Raw genomic sequence first — 17,195 nt, forward strand, 5'->3', positions numbered from 1 at the left:
GACGATGCGCTTTGGTGAAGAAACGCCGCCGATAGCGGGCGGGCGGGCAGATCCCCGGCCATGGCGGATCGGCCGTCATTGCAGCACTGGCCGGGCCGTGTCGCTTCACCGGTCGCCAACGGCGCGCAGGACCGACCGCATCAGGCGCCTCGCTGCCAGCCAGAGCGTCTGGCGGGCACAGGGCGCGAACATTTCGCGCGTCAGGAATTCGAATGCGGGGCGCTCGTCCCGCGCGGCCGCCATGCAGATATCGACGAGCAGTGCTTCGTCATGGGAAATCCGCGGGTTGCAATGGCTTTCGATCACCGGCGGCTCGGGCCAGGCGCGCCACGCTTCGTCGAGGAGCGCGTGAAACGGCGGCAGCGCGGTCCTGCTGCCGAGGTGGTGCGCCAGCGTGTGGATCGAATAGCCGGTCCCGGCGTGATGGCAGTAACGCAGCGCCGCGATCATCCGGTCGCCCGTCGGATCGAGATCGTTCCGCATCCGGGGCCGGCCGAGCAGGGTGATGTCAGCGGACATGCCGGTGCCTCGCGATTCGTCCGGGCGCGGAGGATGCGCGCTGGCCCGCGGCGCCTTTCGGCCTGGTGCCCGGCGCAGGCCCGACCGGCATTTTCATCGCCGCCCGCACCGCCCGTGCGGCCCAGCCAATGGCTTCCTCGAGACCGCTCTTCGCCGCATCGCCGCTGCCGCCCATCCCGTCGCTGCGAGCGGTGCGGACCACCCCGGTCAGGGCCCGCTCGTCGGCCGAGAACCTGACGCTGCAGCAGCATTCCCGCACGAGCGCGCGTCCGAGCCTCGCCTCGACCAGTTCGAACAGGCCGCCGCAGTCTCGACCGCATAACCGACCTGCATGGCCGTATCGTGCATCGCCGGAAGCGCCTGCTCGCCGGTCTCGCGCGCCATCGACCAAAGCCGGAACAGGCGGACGAGCATGGCCTCGTCGAACGCGTGCCGACGGATCGGTCTCATCGCCCTGCCCCGCAGGCGCGGTCGGGAAGATCCGCACGGCCGAAGCTCGGCATGAAGGTCGGTGGGTAGGCCATTCTTCTCCCTTTTTGCGGACCGGGCTTGCGGATTGTCGATGATCAGTCCCACGGACTGCCTTGCAATCGCTTCGCATTTGCGTAATAGCATGCTGCGAGCGCTTCGCAATAGCAGTATAACAGGGATCAGTCATGATAAATCGGTACCGGGCGGGGCGCCTTCTGTGCGGCTCCGCGATCGCTTTGGCGGCAGTCGCCTTCTCCACCGCCGGCGCGGCGCAAGACACCAGCGGCGAGGTCGAACAGAACGAACAGGAAGAAGAGGCAGAAGGGGAAACCGAAACAACCGAGGACGGCCAGGAGATCGGCACGGTCGACATCGGAGAGAGCGTCCGTTCGGTCCAGACCGCGACCGCGACGCCCGTAACCGTCATCAACCGCGAGGAAATCCTCGACCGGCAGGCCAACACCGTCGCCGAACTGGTCGATTCCGTGCCCAGCGTCAGCCTTGTCAACGGCTCGACCCCGGTTGGTTCGGCGATCTCGATCCGCGGTTTCGGCTTCAATCCCCCGTTCGGGACCGACAACAAGGTTTCGATCCAGATCGATGGCGCCGTCGCCGACGCCGAGGAGATCTATCGTCTCGGCAACCAGATCTTCACCGAGCCCGACCTTTATCGCACGGTCGAGGTGATCCGCGGCACGGTCGGCAGCTTCGAATACGGTTCCGGGATCATCGGCGGGGTCATCCGGCTCGAAACGGTCGACGCCTTCGACCTCACCGGCGGCGAGGCCGGCGTGGCGCTCAACCAGACGCTCGGCTACTTCACCAATGGCGACGGCTTCCAGAGCTCCAGCACGCTCGCCATCGCGCCGACCGACCGGATCGAACTGCTCGGCAATTTCACCTGGCGCCAGCAGGAAAACCAGACCGACGGGAACGGCGACGAGATCGGCAACGGCGCCTTCGAACTGCCGTCCTTCCTGCTAAAGGCCGGGGTCTATCTCGATCCCGACCGGGAGCATTACCTGAGGGCCAGCTACCAGCAGACGACCACCGCGGACCGGGACGTCCCGCTCGACACCTTCATCACCACCACCGACTTCTTCGGCAATGTCGACCGCGACACGCTGAGCCAGGTCGCGATCCTGCGCTACAACTACAATCCGATCGACAACGACGCGATCGACCTGCTCGCGCAGTTTTCCTACACCAACCAGAAGATCGACCAGACCTTCGTGCCCGGAAGCACGAATCCGCCGGGCTTCGACCAGTTCGTCTCGGGCCTCGGCAATGCCGACCTGCAATTCGAAATCTACCAGGGCGTCCTCAAGAACGCGGCGTTCTTCGAGACCGGCGGCATCCGGCATTCGCTGCGAACCGGCTTCGAATTCCGCAGCCGGGTCCGCGCCGATGCCAATTCCGCGCCGGGCGGGATCGACAACCGGCTGGCCTTCTTCGCGATCGACGAAATCGCGCTTGCCCGCGGGCTGACGATCACGCCCGCCATCCGTTACGAAACGCAGGATGTCGATGCGCGCCCCTCGCTAGACGACGGGACCAATTTCAGTTCGGGGCGCGATGCCTTGATGGGCGGCGTTTCGGCGCGTTACGAATTCCCCATGGGCCTGTCGTTCTTCGCGAGCTGGGCGCAGTCGGACAACCTGCCGATCATCGACGATCTCGAAAACGAGGTGCTGCGCGAACAGATCGAGGTCAGCGAAACCTACGAATTCGGCGCCGCGTTCAACCGGGTCGGCCTGTTCGCCGACAACGATCAGATCGCGATCAAGGTCAATTACTACAACACCGAGATCGACGACCTTTCGAGCACGTTCGGCGTCGTCGGAGTGCGCACCGAAGGCTTCGAGGGCGAAGCGTCCTATGCCACCCAAGGCGGCTTCTACATCGATTTCAACCTCAGCATCATCTCGGGCGAGGAAACCCGCAGCGACGGAACCGTCGGCGACTGGCGCAACCTTCCGCAGAACACCTACCAGGGCGCGATCGGCAAGCGCTTCGGCCGGGTGCTCGACGTGCGCTGGGAAACGATCCTGACCGAGGACCGCGTGCAGGACGGCGAAGTCGACGGCGAAGGCTTCGACATCCACACGCTGCGCGCGATCGTGTCGCCCGAAGGCGGGCTGTTCGAAGGCCTGACGCTGCGCGCCAGCGTCGAGAACATCTTCGACACCTTCTACCAGCCGGCGCGCTCGCTCCGCCCGGCGCCGGGCCGGAACTTCAAGTTCACCGTCCTCAAGCGGTTCTGAGCGCGATCGCTCCGCCCGGCCGGGAGCCGGGGAAGCGAACCTGAAATCGCGGGGCGCCTGTCGGTCGGGCGCCCCGCAAAGCAGCGGGAGACCATGCCATGTCGGTAAACGATCATTTCAGCGGCCTGATGAGCCTTGTCGAACTGGGCGGCCCGGTGCTCGTGCTGCTCCTCCTCGCGAGCGCGGTTTCGCTCGCGCTGTTCATTCTCAAGCTGATCCAGTTCCGCCGCGCCGGGGTCGGGCAGCATTCCGGGCTTGCCCGGTTTATCCGCCTGCACGACGCGGGCGACACGGCCGAGGGCAAGCGCCGGCTTGCCGAGGCGGACGATTACCTCAGCGCGCTGGCGCTGCTGGCGCTTCGCAGCGGGGATGCGAAGGAGGCGCGCGCGCGGCTCGAAGCGGAGGCCGAACAGAGCTTCCTCGAGCTCGAAAAGGGGATGCGCTTTCTCGACGTCGTCGCCCAGACGGCGCCGCTGCTCGGGTTGTTCGGCACGGTGCTCGGCATGATCGAGGCGTTTCAGGCCCTCCAGACCGCCGGATCGCAGGTCGATCCAAGCGTGCTGGCGGGCGGCATCTGGGTCGCGCTCCTGACCACCGCAGCGGGTCTTGCCGTCGCGATGCCGGTCTCGATCGGCCTTTCCTGGCTCGAAGGCAGGCTCGACCGCGACCGGGCCATGGCCGAACGCCTCCTGAGCGCGATCGCCACCCCGCTGCCGGATGCGGCGGACCTGGCCGAGCGAACCAGCGAGCCGGTCGCGAGCCCGCAAGTGGCAAGCGGCGGCCCGGTCCGCGCCGAGCTTCCCGGCACCGACAAGGCCTGGGCAAGCGCATGATTGCCCCGCGCAGGAGACGGCGGCGTTCCCTGTCGATCACCTCGCTCATCGACGTGATCTTCCTGCTGCTGCTCTTCTTCATGCTCGCATCGACCTTTCGGCAGTTCGCCGAGCTGGAGATCGGGGGCGTGACGGCCGCCGCCCCGGGCGCTGTCGCGGTCGAGATCACGCCGATGCGCCTGGTCGTCGAACCCGCCTCGGTCACGCTCGACGGGGCGGCGATGACGGATGGCGAACTGATCGGATATCTCGCCGGGCCGACCGACGCGCCCAGGCGGGTGAACCTGCACCTTGCCGACGGCGTGAACGCGCAGCGCCTGACCGACGTGCTCACCCTGATCGAGCCGGTTTCCGGGCTCGAGGTGAACATGGTGGTGCCGCAATGATCGCCAGCCGCCGCCGCAAGGTCGAGCGCGAACCGACCATCGCGCTCATCAACATCGTCTTTCTGATCCTGATCTTCTTCATGGTGGCCGGGACGCTTTCGGAAATGCCCCGCGAAGCCTTCGAATTCGTCTCGAGCGGGGAGATGGATTCGTCCGCGCCGGGGGACATCCTCGTCATCGCGCGGGACGGGTGCGTGTCTTTCGGCGGGCGGAGTTACGCGGGAATCGAGGATGCGATCGCGGCCCATCCCGAGCTGCGCGGCGAAGCCCGGATCCTGCCGGCGCGCGACCTTCCCGGGGCGGAGCTGCTGGCCGCGATGCGCGACCTGCGCGAAGCCGGCGTCGCTCGCATCCTCCTCGTCGCGGAGCGGGAATGATGGCGCGCGCCGCCCTCCATCCGGGATCAGCCTCCTCGGTCGGCACCTTCACGGCCCGGCAATTCGCCGCGGCCGCGGCCGTTTCGGTGCTGCTGCACCTCGGCGTGTTCATCTGGCTTGCAGCGCCGCAGTTCGAGGACGCGCGCCTTGCCGGCGGGGGAGCGTCCTTCGGCCTGTCCGGTTCGGCGACCGGTTCCGGTTCGACCAGCGCCGAACGCACGGATGCGACTGCGGAGGCGAGCGCTGAGGCGGCTTCCGAAGAGAGCGCGGCCGAACCGCCAGCCCCTCGCCCGGTGGCCGCATCGCCAGCCGAAACCCCGCCGGCGAAGTCGCCCATGCGGCGTGAGAGCGCCGAGCGCCCGCCGATCGAGCCAGCGGCGGCGGCGCCGCCGCCGACGGCTGCAAGGCCGCTCTCTCCGCCGCGACGGACTGCGCGCCGCGATGGCCGCCCGGCCGCGCGGGAAGCGGCAGCGCGTCCGCCCACGTCCTCGACTCCACCCGCGCCTGCGCGCCGGGAATCCGCGCAGGACCAGGGTCGGCGCGCAGCCGAGCCGACGACGCCGGCGGCGGCCACGCGCGGGCGCTCCGGTCCTGCCGGGCAGGAAAGCTCGCCGACCGAGGCGCGGGCCGGTGCGGGCCGATCGAGCGAGGGACGATCCGACACCGGCAGCGGGACCGGCAGCGGGTCCGCCCGAAGCGGTTCGGGCGATGCGGCGACGACCAATTACACCGGCATCGTGACCGACCATATCCGGCGCAACCGCCGCTCGAACGCGGTCGGCGCGGGCGAGGCCATTCTCAGGATCGCGATCGAACGCAGCGGGCGGGTCCGCGATCTCGCCATCTACCGCTCGTCCGGTTCGACCCGGTTCGACCGGCAGGCGCTGCGGATGGCGCGGCTCGCGGCCCCTTATCCCGCTCCGCCGTCCGGCCAGGGTCCCGTGCTGGTCAGGATCAGGGGAAGATGACAGGCCCGCAAAACAAGATCGATTGTATTGATAATGCGAATCAGTATAATAAACGAACCGGCCAAGTGCGTCCGAGCGTGCCACGCCGGTCCTGCAGGAAGCCGATGGACGAAGGTGAGGCTCTTGCAATGCGAAAAGCAGGCGCCCGCGATGACATTTTCATTTCCCGCCGGGAAACCGCCGCCGATGCCGACGGGCGGAAGGCCGCACGACCTCGCCGATCCCCGAGCTTCGGGACCGGCACATCAGCTAGAGCAAGGAGCGTGAACATGACCAGGGTAGCAATCGCAGGAACATTCTTCGCGGCCGGACTTCTGTGCCTCGCCGGTCCGGCCATGGCCGACGAACCGGACGGGGAGACCGGCACGGACACCGGCGCAAGCACGGCGCCGCAGGACAATCCCGAGGCTTCGGAGCGCGAGCGGCGGGTCGGCGGCCACTCCAAGACGGCTTTCGTGAAGACCTACGACACGAACGGCGACGGCCAGGTTTCGATCGGCGAATTCATGATGGCGCGCGAGGCGAGCTACGCGAAGACCGATATGGACGGCGACGGCTCGCTGACGTCGAAGGAATATGTCGGCGAATTCACCGAGCGCATGGATGCAAGCGAGCTGACCTTCGCGGTCGAGGATCGCCAGCGGCAGATCGATGCTGCCGAATTCCGCTTCGGCTTCATGGACACCGACGAGAACGGGATCATGACTGCGGCGGAATTCCACGAATCCGGGATGCGGATGTTCAAGCGGCTCGACACCAACGAAGATGGTTTCGTGAACGAGAGCGACACCGCCGACAGCTTCTGAGCCGAAGGCGCCGGCCGCCGCGCCCGCGCCCGCGCTTGCCTCGATCGCGGGCAAGGGAATGAACGCGCAGCCGGCGCGGCATTGGAACGGCACCGGAGCGCGTCTTTGCGATTCGGGCGCACGAAGGAATGTCCGCAACCCGCCCGGCCGGAAGCGGACCGGCTTTGCGTTCCCGCCACGGAAAGCGGGGCGGTCAGCCGGTCGCCCCGCTGCTGCTGCTCGAACGCAAGCCGCGCCCCCGGTTCGCCTTCCGGATCATGACCGTTCGCAGGAACGGCAGGTGGCGGAGACGGAGGGATTCGAACCCTCGATACCGCTATAAACGGTATGGTCCCTTAGCAGGGGACTGGTTTCAGCCACTCACCCACGTCTCCGCGACGCAAAATCGGCTGCGAGGCGCGCGCTATAGTCGTGCTGGCGGCGCGCGGCAAGGTCGCATGTGCGCGCAGCTGCTCCGGCGGCTCCGACTCCGCTTTCGGAACGGCACGAACGGGGGCGCAGCGACGGGCGGGTTCGTCCGGCGTTCAGGCTGGGTCGGATAGCCGATTCGCCTCGTCGCGTTTTCGATTCGCCCTGCCGCCCTGCGATTGCCGCCCGGAGTCCCGATGGCGGAGAAGGGCCGACCGGCGGCAAAGGACGCGCGATGCCCCGTTAACCGAAGGCGAAAGGCTGCATCATGACCCGAGCGAGGCAGATCATCGACGAGGCCGCAAAGCGGGCGAGCGGCCGGCGCGCGCCGCTGGCGCAGGCGCGCCATCTCGCCGCGGCCATGCTCGCGGTCGCGGCGATGGCTCTCGCCGGGCTGGCCGGGCCGCTCGCGGCGCAGGACACGGTCGAGAGCTTCGACCCCGACGAGGCCTATTCCGCGCCGTCCGAGGACGCGCCCGCCGGGCCGGCGAGCGGCGCGATCGATGGCGATCTCGACCCGGCGCAGCCGCAGTCACGGCCCGACCCCCGGCCGCAGCCCGCCCCGCGCGGGCCGGCCGAGGTCGAAACCTCGCGCGCGCCCGGTTTCGACGAGGAGTTTTCCGGTTACGCCGAGGGGACGGACCAAAGCGTTCCGGCCGAGGATCTGCCCGCCTGGAGCCGCGAGGAGGCCCCCGAAGTGGCCGATGCGGCGCCCGGTGCCACGCCCGAAGCTGCGGCCGAATCCGCGACCTATGGCGAGGACGACCTGATCGGCGCGGCAGAACGCGTGTTCGGCAAGGGCGCCGAAGGGCTCGCCGGGCTGATCGAGGACCTGCTCCGCAAGCAGGGCGAGCCCAACGGATACATCGTCGGGCGCGAGGCGGGCGGCGCGTTCATCGTCGGTGCGCGCTACGGTTCGGGCACGCTGCATCACAAGGTCGAGGGCACCCGCAAGGTCTATTGGACCGGGCCTTCGATCGGTTTCGACGCCGGGGCCAATGCCGGCAACACCTTCGTCCTCGTCTACAACCTCTACGACACCGAAGACCTGTTCAAACGCTTTCCGGCGGGCGAGGGGCAGGCCTATTTCGTCGGCGGTCTGACCGCGAGCTACCTGCGGAAGGGCGACATCGTGCTGATCCCGATCCGGGTCGGGGCGGGGCTGCGGCTCGGCGTCAACGCAGGCTACATGAAATTCTCGAAGAAACAGCGCTGGCTGCCCTTCTGACGCGGGCACGGTCGCGCGAAAGGCGCGATTGCCGGTTGCGGCGCGGCCATCGGCGCGGCAGGACGCGCTCACCATGCTCGACCGACTCGAACCCCAATCGCCCGATGCGCTGCTCGCGCTGATCAAGCTCCACGCCGCCGATCCGCGCGACGACAAGATCGACCTCGGCGTCGGCGTCTATCGCACCGAAGACGGCGCGACCCCCGTGTTCGAGGCGGTCAAGGCGGCCGAGCAGCGCCTGGTCGAGGAACAGGACAGCAAGTCCTATCTCGGTCCCGAAGGCGACACGGGCTTCGTCAACGCGCTGATGCCGTGGATCTTCGGCGAGAACGCGACCATGGGCGGGCGGATCGCCGGGATGCAGACCCCGGGCGGGACCGGCGCGGTGCGGCTCGCCGCGGCGCTCGCGCAGAAGGCGGGGATGGCCCGGCTCCACATGGGCACGCCGAGCTGGCCCAACCACGCGCAGATCCTGGCCGACCTCGGGCTCGAACTCGCTCCTTTCGATCACGCGCGCGCCGATGGCACCGCCGATCTCGATGCCGTGCTCGGCGCGATCCGCGGGTCACGGGCGGACGAGGGCGTTCTGCTGCACGGCTGCTGCCACAACCCGACCGGGATCGACTACGCGCCCGAGGAATGGGAAGCCATCGCCGAGGCGTTCGAAGCCTCCGGAGCCTTCCCGATCATCGACACCGCCTACCAGGGCCTCGGCCAGGGGCTGGAGGAGGATGCGAAGGGCCTCAGGACCGTCCTCGCCCGGGTGCCCGAGGCCTTCATCGCCTACAGCTGCGACAAGAATTTCGGGATGTACCGCGACCGCGTGGGGGCGTTCTACATCCTCGCCGACGGCAGGACGACGCTCGACACCGCCTTTTCCAACGCGAATGCGCTCGCCCGGGCGAGCTGGTCGATGCCGCCCGATCACGGCGCCGCGGCGGTGCGGCTGATCCTGCGCGATACCGATCTGACGCAGGCCTGGCAGGACGAGCTCGACGAGATGCGCGCGCGGATGCGGCAGGTGCGCGACCGGCTGGCCGAGGCGGGCATGGCGGGAAGCGTCGATCTCTCCCCGCTCGGCGCTCAGAACGGGCTTTTTTCGGTGCTGCCGGTGACCAGCGAACAGGTCGCCGCCCTGCGCGAGGATCACGCGATCTACATGGCCGGATCGGGCCGGATCAACGTCGCCGGGCTGTCGATGGACAATATCGACCGCTTCATCGATGCGCTGGCCGAGGTCACCCGCTAGGGACGCAAACGGACACCGGCGAGACACCGGCAGGCGCTTCCCGAAGCGCGGCGGAGCCGCCCGCACCCGCCGCTTTGCCGAGTGATTTCAAGCGATTCGCCAGCGTGCGTCCGGGCCGGGCGCAGGGCCGGGCCAGACGCGCTGTCGCGTTCCTACAAGTCCCTGATATCGAAAGGCAAATTCCGAATTAACGGCTGTGAACGTTCTCACATCACACTGGTCGCAACAAGATACCGGCTCGCCGCAAGGGCGACCGGCGGGTCGCACAATTGCCTTTCGAAGGACCTGACCGCCGCAAGGGCGAACGCCGTTCGGGCAACGACCGGCTCCGCAGCGAGCGCCGCGCGGGCTTCGATCTCGGCTCCGGCAAGGAATGACGGGGCTTGGCACAATGGGCATTAACGAAGATTTCGCGCCCCAGGAAGGCCGCATCGCCGCCCGCCGCCACATCAACATGGGCGCGCTGCTGAAAGGCACCGACGGGAGGGAATTCGAAGGCACGATCCGCAACATCTCGGAAACGGGCTGCCTGTTCCGGGCCGAACGCGCGAAGCGGCTTGAGCCGGGGCGCCATTACAGTCTCAGGCTCGAAGGGCTGGAAATGCAGGTGGTGTGCGCGGCGTGGTCGGAGGACGGCCATGCCGGGCTCGAGCTGGCCGAGCCGCTGCATCCGGCGGTGGTCGACGATCTCGTGCGCGCCGTGCTGCTGGCGCTTGCCGCGAATGCCCGGGCGGACCGGGCGCGCGAGCGCGAGCCGATCGAGGACCTGCCGCCGCTTTCGCGCGGGCGGCGCGGCACGCTGCGCTAGAGGCGACCGGGTCGCATACCGCGCTAGCCGTGGGCGTGCGACCAGGCGCCCATCGACCCGAGGTAGATGTCGAGCCGGTCGAACCCGCGCGAGGCGAGCCAGCCCGCCGCAACCGTCGCGCGCATCCCGCTCGCGCACATCACGGTATAGTGCCGGTCCGGGTCGAGATCGCGCCAACCCTCGTTGAGATGGCCCACGTAAAGGTGCTGCGAACCCTCGATCGCGCCGCTTGCCCGTTCGTCCGCATCGCGCACGTCGAGCAGGGTCCAGTCCTCGCCCGCCTGGGCCAGCCTGCGCTCCACCGTTTCGGTCTGGACGGTCGGGATGGCGCGCATGTCCGCACCGTTCGCCGCCGCGGGGACCACGCCGACGAAACCGCCCGCGATCCGGTCCAGCCCGATCCGGGCGAGGTGTTCCATCGCCGCGTTGAGCTGCGCCTCGTCCGAGGCCACGAGGCCGATGCGATGCTCTTCCCCGATGAACCAGCCGGCAAAGGCGCTGATCATGCCGGTCGGCAGGCTCATCGCGCCGGCAAGGTGACCCGAGGCGAAGGCGAGCGGATCGCGCACGTCGATCACGTGATCGCACTGCGCCTCGTGCAGCTCGCCAAGGGAGAGGACCTTCGGCCGCAGCACGCGCGGCGCGGGGTCCGCCCCATCCATGTTGAGCCGTTCCATCAGGCGGAAATAGGGCGGCTGGTAGTGGTGTTCGGCGATCTTGAAGGCGATGAAGTCGTCGCGGGTTTCGAATTGCAGGCGCGGGTTGTTGCGACGTTCGTGACCGATGGTCGAGAATTCGCGCTCCGCCATGCCCGAACCGCAAACCGAGCCCGCGCCGTGGGCCGGATAGACGATCGCCTGGTCGCCGAGGGCGAGCAGCTTCTGCAGCGAATCGTACAGGAGCCCCGCGACCTCGCGCTTGCGGTCGGGGTAGAAATCGGTTCGCCCGACATCGCCGATGAACAGCGCGTCGCCGGTGAACACGCCGACCGCCCCGTCGGGATAGGCGGTGTCGTGGACCGCATAGGCGAGATGGTCGTCGGTATGGCCGGGCGTCTCGATCACCTCGATCCGAAGCTGTCCGATGTCGATGCTATCGCCCTCGCGCGCGGTCTCGGCAAAGACGACGGGGCGTTCGGGGTTCGGGCCGTGGAGCACCCTGGCCCCGGTCATGGCGGCGAGGAGCGGCGAGCCGGAGACGAGATCCTCGTTGCGGTGGGTTTCAAGGATGTGGGTGATTTCCAGGCCCTGCGCGCGCGCGTGTTCGAGATAGATCTCGCAGTCGCGGCGCGGATCGATCACCGCCGCCTTCCCGCCCGCTCCGACGAGATAGGACAGGTGCGACAGGCCCGTGGTCTTGATGGTTTCGAGGATCATGGCGGCTCTCCCTTTCGCTGTCTGCCCAACCAACGAGAGGGTGCCGCCGGTGTTCCTACCGGGCGGTCGCGGCGAGGCCCTGCATGCGCTTGAGATAGCGCGCGAGCACATCGATCTCGAGGTTGACCCGCGCGCCTTCCCCGAGGCCGCCGAGCGTCGTCACCTCGGCGGTGTGCGGGATCAGGTTAAGCGCGAAATCGCAGGTCCCGTCGCTCTGATCGCGCACGTCGTTGACAGTGAGCGAGACGCCGTCGACGGTGATCGAGCCCTTGGGCGCGATGAAGGGCGCCATTTCGGCCCGCGCGCGGATCGCGACGAGCCACGAATCGCCCTTTTTCTGGAAGCTGCGGACCTCGCCGACCGAATCGACATGGCCCGTGACGATATGCCCGCCAAGCTCGTCGCCCAATCGCAGCGAGGGCTCGAGATTGAGCCGGCGGCCCGCCTCCCACATGCCCGGCACGGTGCGCGAAACGGTCTCGCCCGATACGTCGACATCGAACCACGCATCGCCTTTCGTGCCCCCGCGCGCAACGGCGGTGAGGCACACGCCCGAACAGGCGATCGAGGCGCCGATCGCGATCCGTTCCGGGTCGAGCGGGGCGGCCACCCGCACGCGCAGGTCGCCGCGCTGCTCGCTGCTTGCAATCGTGCCGATGGCGGTGACGATGCCGGTGAACATCGGGTGTCAGGCTCCTTCTTCGCGGTTGCGCTGATAGGCGGTGAAGCTGTCGCTGCCAAGCTGGCAGGCCGCAATGCGTTCCCACCGGCCATGAGCGCCGGCGAGCCCGTCCGGCCCTGCGAGCCCCAGCCCGTCCAGCGCGCGCAGCCCGTCGCCCAGCAGGATCGGCGCCCGGTAGAGATGAAGCTCGTCGACGAGATCGGCGGCGAGGAAGGCCGAGGCCGCGCCCGCGCCGCCTTCGAGATAGACCGACAGCACGCCGTCGAGCCGGGCGATATCGGCCGGCCGGTTGATGACGCGCGCCCCGTCGGCCCCGGCCCCGCGGGTGAGGACGAGGCGCTGCGGACTGCGCGGCCCGAGGCCCGGGAGGCGCACGTCGAGCCGCGGCCGGTCGGCCCGCCACGTGCCCCCGCCGACGAGGATCGCGTCGTGCCGCGCGCGCATGGCGTGGACATGGGCGCGCGCCGCCTCGCCGGTGATCCAGCGGCTGGTCCCGTCGGCGAGCGCGATGCACCCGTCGAGCGACAACGCGAGTTTGAGCGTGACGCGCGGACGGCCCATTCGGCGCAAGGTGAGGTAATCGGCAAGGCTTGCAGCGGAGGCGGGATCGTCCAGCACCGTGACCGCGATCCCCTCGCGTTCCAGCCGGGCAATGCCCTCGCCCGCGGTGCGCGGGTCGGGGTCGCGCTGGCCGATGACGACGCGGCGAGGGCGGGCATTGGCGACGACATCGCAGCACGCCGGACCGCGAAGCGAGGCATGGGCGCAAGGTTCGAGCGTGACGTGGAGCGTCATGCCGTTGGCGCCGCCACCTGCGAAACCGGCGAGGGCGATCGCCTCGGCATGGGGGCGCCCGCCTGCGCGGGTCCAGCCGCGCGCGACGACGCGGGGGGCGTCCTCTCCCGAAAGCAGCAGGGCCGCGACCCCCGGATTGGGCCGGCACAACGGACGCGCGCGCAGGGCAAGCCGCGCGGCGGCTGCCATCCACGCGGCATCGCCGGGTGGGGAGGCGCCTATCGGGCGGTTCCTTCGGCCCGGTCCTGCGGCGCCGCTGCGGGATCGGCCCCGGCGGCGCGGCGCTCGGCCGTGGCGGCCTCCTCGGCGGCGCGCTCGGCTTCGGCGCGGCGTTCGATTTCGTCCACGTCCATGCCGGTCGCCCGGCCGAGCGCCTTGTAGAGTTCGCGCTTGCGCTCCGCGATCGCCTCGGCCCGCTCCTCGCGCAGTTCCTTGACCTCCTGGTTCGCGCGGTTGGAGGCCATGATCTCCTCGTCCGTCCGTTCGGGATCGAAGGTGGTGATGTAGGTGATCGTGGGCCGGGCGGGTTCCTTGTAATGGGTTTCGGTCGAAAGCCAGCCGAAGATCACCGCCAGCGGCAGGCAGGAGGCGGCGAGGATCGGCCAGCGATAGGGATTGGGCTTGCGGAACTCGTGCCAGAAATCGAGCGCCCCGGCCTTGGGATTGAAGCGGGAACTGGACAGGATGCGGGAAAACATGGGCGCAATATAGGACGCGCGGCGCGATCGCGCCAGTTCCCCTGCGCGGCGCCCGCACCGCTAGAGATAGGACACGCTGATCGGCACCCTCGCGCGCAGGTCGCCGCCGGCGCGTTCCTCGCCGCTGACGACGAGCGTCGCGGCAAAGACGAATTCGAGCCGCCCGTTCTCGTCGAGCCGCGGCATGGCCGGGAGCGAGGTGACGAAATCGCGCAGCCGCGCCTCCCCGCCGAGCGGCCCGCGCATCTCGATCTCGAAAGGAAGGGCGATGCTGACCTGCTCGCGCGGGGCGCCGGTCACGATCGCGCGCCCGGTGACCGGCATCCCGCCGAGATCGTCGATGTCGCCGAACAGCCGCTTCTCGCCGGTGCCGAGATCGAGCAGCACGCGTCCCTCGCCCCGGCCGATGATGACCACGCGGCCGAAGTCGATGTCGGAATCGATCGCGATCGCAAGGCGCTGGCAGTTGCGGTTGCGATTGCCGTTCCCCTTGCCGTTCTGGTTGCCCTTGCCCCGGCAGCCGGGCGGCAGGTCGCATTGCGGGCACGATCCCTGCGCCTGCGCCGGCGGGGGCGCGGCGGGCAGGGCAAGGCAGACGGCAGCGGCCAGCAGCAGGGCGGAACGTGCGAACATGACCGCTGTCTTACGGCCGCATGGTTAACGGAGTTCTACGCAGCCTTGCGGAGGTGCGGGAGCCTCACCCGAAAGCTGCGTAGAGCGAGCGGCCCTGTTGCTTGAGCCAGCGATCGGCCGCGCCGATGTCGCCTTCGTAGATCCGTGCGAGCAGGGCGTGGAAGGCGGGCGAATGGTGGAAATGGACGAGATGGGCGACCTCGTGCGCGACGACCGAGCGGCGGACGAAATCGGGCGCCTGCACCAGCCGCCAGTTGATGCGGATGCGGTTCCTGTCCGAACAGCTTCCCCATCGCCGCTGCGCGCGCGACAGGGCGACGGGGACCGGATCGAGCCCGGCGGCGGCGCAGTAATCGGCCATGTCCGCCTCGACCAGCGTCAGCGCCTCGCGTTCGAGCCAGCGCCTGAGGCGATGTTCGAGCCCGGCGCGCGGCCCGCCGACGCGCAGCGCGCCGGGCAGGGGGCGCGGGATGCGCGAGGCCCGTTCCTCCCACTCGATCCGCAGGGGCGCGCCGCGCAGCAGCACCTCCCCGCCCGGACCGGGCGCGGCGCGGCGGGGGACCCTGGCGTGCTGTTCGGCCAGCCAGTCGGCACGGGCATGGGCGAAGGCGATCGCCTGCGCCCGCGGTGCCCAGTGCGGCACGGTGAGGCGCACCTCGGTGCCGTCGGGGGCGAGCCGCAGGGTCAGCCGGCGCGCGCGCTTGTGCTGGCGCAGGACGATCGGCACGCGCTCGCCGTTGAGTTCGATCGCGGGATCGCTCGCGGCGCGGCGCAGCCAGTCGATCATTTCTCCGCCTCGACGCTCGCGAGCACCGGGGGCTCCAGCGCGTCCCGGTCGGGCGCGGGCCATTCGACGATATGGTGTTCGAGCGGGCCGGCCTCGGTCTCGCTCACCACGCGGCCCGCGACCGAAACGCCGACCCGGTGCACCGCCTCGCGGTCGCCGCAGACGAGGTAGTGCCAGCCCGGCAGCGGGCGGCCCGCCGCGCGCAGGCGGTAGGCGCAGGTCACCGGCAGCCACGGCACGTCTTCGACGATGGCGAGGGTCAGGCGCAGGCAATCCGGCACGAAGACCTTGCGGTTGCGATAGTCGCGGCACCGCGCTGTCCCCGCGTCGAGCAGCTTGCAGGCGACGTTCGTGTCCGAGATTTCGCCGGTGTCGGCATCCTCGATCTTGTGCAGGCAGCACTTGCCGCAGCCGTCGCACAGCGCTTCCCATTCGGCGCGGTTGAGCTCGCCAAGCGGGCGGTTCCAGAAGCCTTCCCTCAGCTGGCCCATTTCCGGATCTCGGCAGCGAACCGCTCCGCGCCCTCGGCGCCCGGCTGGTCGGTCGGCAGGGTGGCGAGCGGCTCGCCCTCGGGTCCGAAGAGGTAGGTGATCGCCGAATGATCGACCAGGTAGCCGCCATCGGGCGTCGTCTCGCCCTTCCGGGCATAGACCTTGAACGCCTCGCGCGCGGCGTCGACCTGCTCGGGCGTACCCGTCAGCCCGATGATCGAATCCGAAAAGGCGCTGGTGAATTCGCCCACCACCTGCGGCGTATCGCGTGCGGGATCGACCGTGATGAAGATCGGCTGGACCTTCGCGGCGAGGTCGGGATCGCTTTCCTCGAGCGCCTCGATCCCCTGCGCGATGCGCTGCATGTCGGTCGGGCAGATGTCGGGGCAGTAGGCGAAGCCGAAATAGACCACGCGGTACTGCCCGGCGAAATCGTCCCAGCGCACCGTCTCGCCCGCGCTGTTCACCAGTTCGAACGGGCCGCCGATGCTGGAGCCGGCGAGCGGCGGATCGAGCGCGGCCGGGTCTTCCGGCGCGCAGGCAACGAGCGCGAGCGGCGCGGCGAGCGAGGCGAGGAGACCGGCGAGGACCGGGGATGCGGCGGAGGTCTTGGCGTGTGGGTTCATGCTCTGCTAACTGGCGGCCTGGCAGCGGGCGGTGTCGCCGATCCCGCGTGCGACGATATGTGGCAGGAAATGCGAAAGGACAAAAGCGTGTTCGCACCGGTTTTGTGCAAGCTAGGAAGTCCCGCGCGGATTGCGAGAGCGGCGGCGGCCCCGGTTGCGGTTGCGGTTGCGCTTGCGATTGCCGGTGCCGGGCTGGGGTTCGGCCCGGGCGGGATGCTCGCGCCGCCCGCGCACGCGCAGCTGTATTCCGAAGGCTACAAGTTCCTCAAGGCCGTGCGCGACCGCGACGGCGACGCCGTGACCGAGATGCTGAATGAGCCGGGCACGACCATCATCAACGCGCGCGACATCACCACCGGACAGACCGGGCTCCACATTGCCGCCGCGCGGCGCGACATCCTGTGGATCAAGTTCCTGCTGCAGAAGGGCGCCGAACCGAACATCCGCGACAACAAGGGGCTGACCCCGCTCCAGATCGCGGCGACCCTGGGCGAGGTCGAGGCGGTCGAGGAACTGGTCAAGCGCGGCGCGCTGGTCGACGTTTCCGACAGCCAGGGCGAAACCCCGCTGATCGCGGCGGTCCATCAGCGCAACGTGACTCTGGTGCGCGAGCTGCTCGCGCAGGGGGCCGATCCCGACCGCAACGACAATTCGGGCCGCTCGGCACGCGACTACATGGAGCTGCAGCGCGGCAATTCGCTGATGCGGGCCGAATTCGAAGCTGCCGACGAGGCGCGCGAGGGCGAGGGAACCAAGCAGCAATACGGGCCTTCCTTCTGACATGGACACG

Annotated in this window: 20 protein-coding genes and 1 tRNA gene; 10 read left to right on the forward strand and 11 right to left on the reverse strand. The window is 69.2% G+C overall.

The window, feature by feature from the left end:
• Positions 1–105: 105 nt before the first annotated feature.
• Together BLU08_RS13520 and BLU08_RS13525 are read right to left on the reverse strand one after the other, a co-directional pair.
• Positions 106–519 carry a hypothetical protein gene (locus tag BLU08_RS13520; RefSeq protein WP_090200275.1) on the reverse strand — a complete coding sequence of 138 codons (414 nt, stop codon included), beginning with the start codon at positions 517–519 and terminating at the stop codon, positions 106–108.
• Positions 520–726: 207 nt separating this feature from the next.
• On the reverse strand, positions 727–1,095 hold the full coding sequence (locus tag BLU08_RS13525) for a hypothetical protein (protein WP_157674565.1): 369 nt from the start codon (positions 1,093–1,095) through the stop codon (positions 727–729).
• A gap of 80 nt (positions 1,096–1,175) precedes the next feature.
• Here BLU08_RS13525 and BLU08_RS13530 point away from each other — a divergent pair, with 80 nt between their 5' ends.
• The 6 genes from BLU08_RS13530 to BLU08_RS13555 all read left to right on the forward strand — a co-directional run bounded on the left by BLU08_RS13530 (position 1,176) and on the right by BLU08_RS13555 (position 6,624).
• Entirely contained in the window at positions 1,176–3,254 is a 2,079-nt protein-coding gene (locus BLU08_RS13530) for a TonB-dependent receptor domain-containing protein (protein ID WP_090200278.1), read from the forward strand.
• A gap of 98 nt (positions 3,255–3,352) precedes the next feature.
• Complete coding sequence (locus BLU08_RS13535; protein ID WP_090200281.1) at positions 3,353–4,087, forward strand: MotA/TolQ/ExbB proton channel family protein; 735 nt, start codon at positions 3,353–3,355, stop codon at positions 4,085–4,087.
• Complete coding sequence (locus tag BLU08_RS13540; protein ID WP_090200283.1) at positions 4,084–4,473, forward strand: biopolymer transporter ExbD; 390 nt, start codon at positions 4,084–4,086, stop codon at positions 4,471–4,473. Before BLU08_RS13535 ends, BLU08_RS13540 begins: the two co-directional genes overlap by 4 nt.
• On the forward strand, positions 4,470–4,850 hold the full coding sequence (locus tag BLU08_RS13545; protein ID WP_197676874.1) for a biopolymer transporter ExbD: 381 nt from the start codon (positions 4,470–4,472) through the stop codon (positions 4,848–4,850). The genes BLU08_RS13540 and BLU08_RS13545 overlap by 4 nt, the downstream gene beginning before the upstream one ends.
• The gene (locus tag BLU08_RS13550; protein WP_157674566.1) at positions 4,850–5,818 is read left to right on the forward strand and encodes a cell envelope integrity protein TolA; all 969 of its coding nucleotides are present in this window, start codon (positions 4,850–4,852) and stop codon (positions 5,816–5,818) included. The genes BLU08_RS13545 and BLU08_RS13550 overlap by 1 nt, the downstream gene beginning before the upstream one ends.
• 269 nt (positions 5,819–6,087) lie before the next feature.
• Complete coding sequence (locus tag BLU08_RS13555) at positions 6,088–6,624, forward strand: hypothetical protein (protein ID WP_157674567.1); 537 nt, start codon at positions 6,088–6,090, stop codon at positions 6,622–6,624.
• Positions 6,625–6,905: 281 nt separating this feature from the next.
• Here BLU08_RS13555 and BLU08_RS13560 read toward each other — a convergent pair.
• Positions 6,906–6,998, reverse strand: a tRNA-Ser gene (locus BLU08_RS13560).
• A gap of 302 nt (positions 6,999–7,300) precedes the next feature.
• Between BLU08_RS13560 and BLU08_RS13565 the strand changes: the two genes are divergently transcribed.
• The 3 genes from BLU08_RS13565 to BLU08_RS13575 all read left to right on the forward strand — a co-directional run bounded on the left by BLU08_RS13565 (position 7,301) and on the right by BLU08_RS13575 (position 10,317).
• Positions 7,301–8,260, forward strand: a complete 960-nt coding sequence (locus BLU08_RS13565; RefSeq protein ID WP_090200290.1) for a DUF1134 domain-containing protein — start codon at positions 7,301–7,303, stop codon at positions 8,258–8,260.
• A 73-nt stretch (positions 8,261–8,333) separates the two neighbouring features.
• Complete coding sequence (locus tag BLU08_RS13570) at positions 8,334–9,509, forward strand: aromatic amino acid transaminase (protein ID WP_090201433.1); 1,176 nt, start codon at positions 8,334–8,336, stop codon at positions 9,507–9,509.
• A gap of 391 nt (positions 9,510–9,900) precedes the next feature.
• Positions 9,901–10,317 (forward strand): PilZ domain-containing protein, encoded by a 417-nt coding sequence (locus BLU08_RS13575; protein WP_090200292.1) that lies wholly within the window; start codon positions 9,901–9,903, stop codon positions 10,315–10,317.
• Positions 10,318–10,340: 23 nt separating this feature from the next.
• On the opposite strand, the gene BLU08_RS13580 is transcribed toward BLU08_RS13575, so the two are convergent.
• From BLU08_RS13580 to BLU08_RS13615, 8 genes are all read right to left on the reverse strand, one after another.
• The gene (locus tag BLU08_RS13580) at positions 10,341–11,693 is read right to left on the reverse strand and encodes an MBL fold metallo-hydrolase (RefSeq protein WP_090200295.1); all 1,353 of its coding nucleotides are present in this window, start codon (positions 11,691–11,693) and stop codon (positions 10,341–10,343) included.
• Between the two features lie 55 nt (positions 11,694–11,748).
• On the reverse strand, positions 11,749–12,375 hold the full coding sequence (locus BLU08_RS13585; RefSeq protein WP_090200297.1) for a riboflavin synthase: 627 nt from the start codon (positions 12,373–12,375) through the stop codon (positions 11,749–11,751).
• Between the two features lie 6 nt (positions 12,376–12,381).
• Positions 12,382–13,359 carry a bifunctional diaminohydroxyphosphoribosylaminopyrimidine deaminase/5-amino-6-(5-phosphoribosylamino)uracil reductase RibD gene (gene ribD, locus BLU08_RS13590; protein WP_090200299.1) on the reverse strand — a complete coding sequence of 326 codons (978 nt, stop codon included), beginning with the start codon at positions 13,357–13,359 and terminating at the stop codon, positions 12,382–12,384.
• A 29-nt stretch (positions 13,360–13,388) separates the two neighbouring features.
• Complete coding sequence (locus tag BLU08_RS13595) at positions 13,389–13,868, reverse strand: hypothetical protein (protein WP_090200302.1); 480 nt, start codon at positions 13,866–13,868, stop codon at positions 13,389–13,391.
• A 60-nt stretch (positions 13,869–13,928) separates the two neighbouring features.
• Positions 13,929–14,501 carry a DUF4402 domain-containing protein gene (locus BLU08_RS13600; RefSeq protein ID WP_090200304.1) on the reverse strand — a complete coding sequence of 191 codons (573 nt, stop codon included), beginning with the start codon at positions 14,499–14,501 and terminating at the stop codon, positions 13,929–13,931.
• 64 nt (positions 14,502–14,565) lie between these two features.
• Positions 14,566–15,288 (reverse strand): M48 family metallopeptidase, encoded by a 723-nt coding sequence (locus tag BLU08_RS13605; RefSeq protein ID WP_090200306.1) that lies wholly within the window; start codon positions 15,286–15,288, stop codon positions 14,566–14,568.
• Positions 15,285–15,779, reverse strand: a complete 495-nt coding sequence (locus BLU08_RS13610) for a YcgN family cysteine cluster protein (RefSeq protein ID WP_090200309.1) — start codon at positions 15,777–15,779, stop codon at positions 15,285–15,287. The genes BLU08_RS13605 and BLU08_RS13610 overlap by 4 nt, the downstream gene beginning before the upstream one ends.
• Positions 15,767–16,405 carry an SCO family protein gene (locus BLU08_RS13615; RefSeq protein WP_090200311.1) on the reverse strand — a complete coding sequence of 213 codons (639 nt, stop codon included), beginning with the start codon at positions 16,403–16,405 and terminating at the stop codon, positions 15,767–15,769. The genes BLU08_RS13610 and BLU08_RS13615 overlap by 13 nt, the downstream gene beginning before the upstream one ends.
• A gap of 213 nt (positions 16,406–16,618) precedes the next feature.
• On the opposite strand from BLU08_RS13615, the gene BLU08_RS13620 reads away from it, so the two are divergent.
• Entirely contained in the window at positions 16,619–17,185 is a 567-nt protein-coding gene (locus BLU08_RS13620) for an ankyrin repeat domain-containing protein (RefSeq protein WP_090201435.1), read from the forward strand.
• Positions 17,186–17,195: the final 10 nt, after the last annotated feature.

The sequence above is a fragment of the Erythrobacter sp. HL-111 genome (assembly GCF_900105095.1).
Taxonomy (GTDB): domain Bacteria; phylum Pseudomonadota; class Alphaproteobacteria; order Sphingomonadales; family Sphingomonadaceae; genus Erythrobacter.